Annotated in this window: 4 protein-coding genes; 2 read left to right on the forward strand and 2 right to left on the reverse strand. The window is 72.2% G+C overall.

The annotated features are described in order from the left end of the window. A partial coding sequence (locus tag G5C60_RS49835; RefSeq protein ID WP_165270805.1) for an aminotransferase class V-fold PLP-dependent enzyme occupies positions 1 to 866 on the forward strand: 866 nt, incomplete at its 5' end. Between the two features lie 69 nt (positions 867 to 935). Here the strand turns inward: G5C60_RS49835 and G5C60_RS49840 are convergent. Continuing rightward, a complete protein-coding gene (locus G5C60_RS49840) occupies positions 936 to 1,844 on the reverse strand; it encodes a prenyltransferase/squalene oxidase repeat-containing protein (protein WP_206440993.1) in 909 nt (302 codons plus the stop codon). Positions 1,845 to 1,854: 10 nt separating this feature from the next. Then, positions 1,855 to 2,577, reverse strand: coding sequence for a helix-turn-helix domain-containing protein (locus tag G5C60_RS49845; RefSeq protein ID WP_165270807.1), 723 nt, complete (start codon positions 2,575 to 2,577; stop codon positions 1,855 to 1,857). Between the two features lie 186 nt (positions 2,578 to 2,763). Between G5C60_RS49845 and G5C60_RS49850 the strand changes: the two genes are divergently transcribed. Then, positions 2,764 to 3,684 (forward strand): alpha/beta hydrolase, encoded by a 921-nt coding sequence (locus tag G5C60_RS49850; RefSeq protein WP_165270809.1) that lies wholly within the window; start codon positions 2,764 to 2,766, stop codon positions 3,682 to 3,684. Positions 3,685 to 3,918 lie beyond the last annotated feature (234 nt).

Genomic DNA, 3,918 nt, shown 5'->3' on the forward strand with positions numbered 1-3,918 from the left:
GCGTGGGGGAGGGCAGGGGGGAGAGCCGGGACGAGGTCCTCGTCGACGCCACCACCTTCCCCACGGACGGCTACATCGCCCAGTCCGCGGCCCGTATGACCGGCTGTACGTTGCGTCCGGTGACCCCCGGCGACGTACCGTCGGCGCTCGGCCCGCGCACCGCGGCGGTGCTCCTCAACCACGTCGACTACCGCACGGGCCGCCTCCACGACCTGCCGTCCCTGACGGCGGCCGTGCACGAGGCGGGGGCCGTCGCGGTCTGGGACCTGTGCCACAGCGCGGGGGCCCTGCCGGTGGGGCTGGACGAGCACGGCGTGGATCTGGCCGTCGGCTGCACGTACAAGTTCCTGAACGGAGGGCCGGGTTCACCGGCGTTCCTGTACGTCCGCCGGGATCTGCAGGAACGCTTCGACTCCCCGCTCCCCGGCTGGAACTCCCACGTGGACCCCTTCGGGATGCGGCCTTCGTACGAGCCCGCGCAGGGCGCGCCGCGCGGCCGCGTGGGCACGCCGGACATCCTCTCCATGCTGGCCCTGGAGGCGGCGCTGGAGGTATGGGAAGGCATGTCGATCGAGACGGTCCGCGCCAAGTCCCTCGCACTCACGGACTTCTTCCTGAAGTGCGTCTCGGCGTACGTCCCCGAGGGGCGGGTGGAGTGCGTGACCCCGCTCGAGCACGCGCAACGGGGCAGCCAGGTCGCGCTGCGCTGCGAAGGGGCGAGCGAGGTCATGCGCCGCCTGATCGCCCGCGGAGTGGTCGGCGACTTCCGCGAACCGGACATTCTGCGATTCGGCTTCACGCCGTTGTACGTGGGGTTCGGGGATGTGGAGCGGGCGGTGAGGGTGCTGGCACAGGTACTGGGCTGAGCTGCCAGGGTTTGTGACGCCAACGAATGTGATCCGCCTCAGGGGAACGGTCGGAACGGCCGGAATCGCTCAGAGTCGGCCGTGCTCCCGGAGGATGTGCAGGGCGCCGAGGGTGACGATGCCACGCCACTCGGTGCTCTGCGCCGGCATCCAGTGGAGGAAGTCGAAGTCCCAGCCACCGTCGTCCAGTTGCTCGCCCTCGAGCCGCTCCAGATCGGCATCGATCCGGGCGGGCGTGAAGAGTGCCCGGCTCGGGGTGTCCGGCAGCGGTGAGAGCCCGAGCGGCTTGACGTGCTCGCCCTCGATGCCGCCGAGGACCGGGACGGTGCCGTCGGGGCGGATCGACGGTCGCAGCCGGTCGATCGCGGCGGCGGCGCGGTCCGGGTCGGGCACCGCGTCGAGGAACTGCAGGCCGAACACCATGGTGTAGCCACCGACTCCCTTCTGCGACTCGAGCTCCCGCCAGCTCCAGGCCGTCGCGGCGTCGAGCCACGGGTGCTCGACCCCCAGCTGGTGCAGCCGGCCGGCGAGGGCGAAGGTCAGGAAGCTGGACTCGTCGTTCGGCTCCATCCAGGGGGTACGCGGGTGGCCGAGTGCCGAGGGCAGCACCTGTGGGACACCGCCGTCGGGCCGGGCGACCGAGGCGATCCAGTCGGCAGTCGCCGTGACCATCGGGTCGTTCGTGGCGCCGATCTCCGCCAGGACCTCCAGTGCGGTGAGGGCCGCGGAGGGCTGGCTGCCCGGGCAGCGCACATCGGGTTCGAGGGCGTGGCCGAAGCCGCCGTCGGGATTCTGGTAGGGCCGCAGCGCGGCGAGCACCGGCTCGACCGGCGCGGCGTCGAGGAACACCTCGAGCCGGCGCCGCTCGAGCACGCGGGCCGTGCCTTCCATGAACTGCCGCGCCGAGTCGATGCGGGACTCAGCGCTGGGCTGAGTGGTGGGCTGGGCTGTGGGCTGAGTGGTCGTTCGAGTAGTCATGCCATCGACGCTAGGCAGCGGTCAGCCGGACGTCTTCCAGGAATCGGACAGGCGTGACTCCCGTCAGACGGCGGACCTCGTCCGTCATATGGGCCTGGCTGGCATAACCGGCCGCAAGCGCCCGATCGGCCAGCGACATCGTGGCGGACCCGTCGGCACCGATGAGTCGGCGGAGCCGGGCGATGCGGGCCAGCGTCTTCGGGGCGTACCCGACCGCGGCGGTCACCCGCCGGTGGAGCTGCCGCTCACCGACCCCGAGGTCGGCGGCGAGATCGGCCACCCGGATCTCGCGGGCCGCCAGCCGGCGGGCCGCCTCGGTGGCCAGTGGATCAGGGGTGGTGGCCCGGCGATGGAGAACGGCCCCGGCGAGCAGGCGGAGACGCTCGGCGGTGTCGTGGGCCGTGGTCACCCGCTCGCTCAGTGCCCCGGTCTCCGGCCACACCTCGGTGAGCGGAACCCGGAGGTCGCGGACGGCGGAGGCCGGCAGCCCCAGCACCTCGCCCGCAGCACCCTGCCGCAGGCGTACGCCGCAGGTCGGCGCACCGGTCGGCTTCCACAGCACCGGGCCGGTGTCGGGGCCGACGACGAGCGGCGGGCCTTCGCCCAGCCAGACCAGGTCGACGCAGCCGTCCGGGACCACCCGCTCCGTCCCGTCCACGAGCGTGTCGTTACGCCACAGACAGGCCACCACGGGCAGCAGCCCGGTCGGCGCGCGAAACTCGCGGTAGCTCACGTCGTCCACGATAAAACCCCGATGTACCCGGCATCGAGGGTTGCGGCGTGACGGAGACCGATCCGGAGCTGAGCGGTGGCCGCAGGTTCCCTGCCGCCCGCAACAGCGCGACAACCCCGTGTCGGCGCATGTCACGGGCCTGATAGCGTCCCGGCCAACGGCCGAACAGCGCTGAGAGGTTGGAGCATGCCGGACGACGCCGCAGCCCGCGAAGCCGCAGCTCGCGAAGCCGCAGAACCGGACGCCGCCGCTGCCCGTGCCGCGGCCGAGGAGGAGTCGGCTTTCTCGCATCCGCCCGTCGAGCCCGACACCACAGCCGCGTACGGCGACCATCCCGACCAGGTGGTCGACTTCTACGCTCCGCGCGGGGGCGAGGAGTCGGCCCCCCTCGTCGTCGTACTGCACGGGGGCGCCTGGCGGGCCGCGTACGACCGCCGGCACATCACCCCGTTCGCGGACTTCCTGGCCCGGCGGGGCTTCGCCGTGGCCAATGTCGAATACCGGCGGGGCGGTGCCGTACCGGAGGAGGGTGGTGGCGGTTCCGTCGCGGGGCGCTGGCCGGACACCTTCGACGACGTCGCGGCCGTGCTCGACGCGCTCCCCGGCCTCGTACGGGAGGCCCTGCCGCAGGCCGACCCGCGCCGTACGGTGATCACCGGGCACTCGGCGGGCGGACAGCTCGCCCTGTGGGCCGCCGCCCGGCATCTGCTGCCCGCGGACGCGCCCTGGCATACGGAGCGGCCGGCGCCCCTGCGCGGTGTCGTCGCGCTCGCTCCGATCGCGGACTTCACTGTCGCCGAAAAGCTCGACGTGTGTTCTGGGGCGTCTCTTCAACTCCTGGGCGGGGAGGAGTTGTTCGGTGAGAGGCAGCCGTACGCCGATCCTGCCCATCTGCTGCCCACGGGGATCGCCACGACCCTCGTCCAGGGCCGGACCGATGTCGTCGTACCGCAGGCCGTCGCCGAGTCGTACGCGGACGCGGCGGCGAAGGCCGGAGAGGTGGTGGGGCTCACCCTCCTCGAGGACGTGGGGCACTTCCCGTTGATCGATCCGGCTGCGGACGCGTGTGCGGTGGTGGCGGAGGAGATCGCGCAGCTGGCCTGGTGAGGCCCGGCGGTCCCCGCAAGAGGTGGTACCCGTAATACCTGAGAGCTACGTCGCAGGTGAGCTCCCTGGCGGGACGCTGACCACAAGGTCGCGTCCGTAACTTCCTTCCAGTGAGGCCCGATGAGCGGGCCGGGCTGGGCCCGAAGGCGCTGTACGCCGTCACCACCCCGGAGCTCACCGGAGCCCTGGCGCTCAACTCCGACTTCGTGATCGGAGGGCCGCTGTGGGACACCC

It is taken from the genome of Streptomyces scabichelini (assembly GCF_011045015.1).
Taxonomy (GTDB): Bacteria; Actinomycetota; Actinomycetes; order Streptomycetales; family Streptomycetaceae; genus Streptomyces; species Streptomyces scabichelini.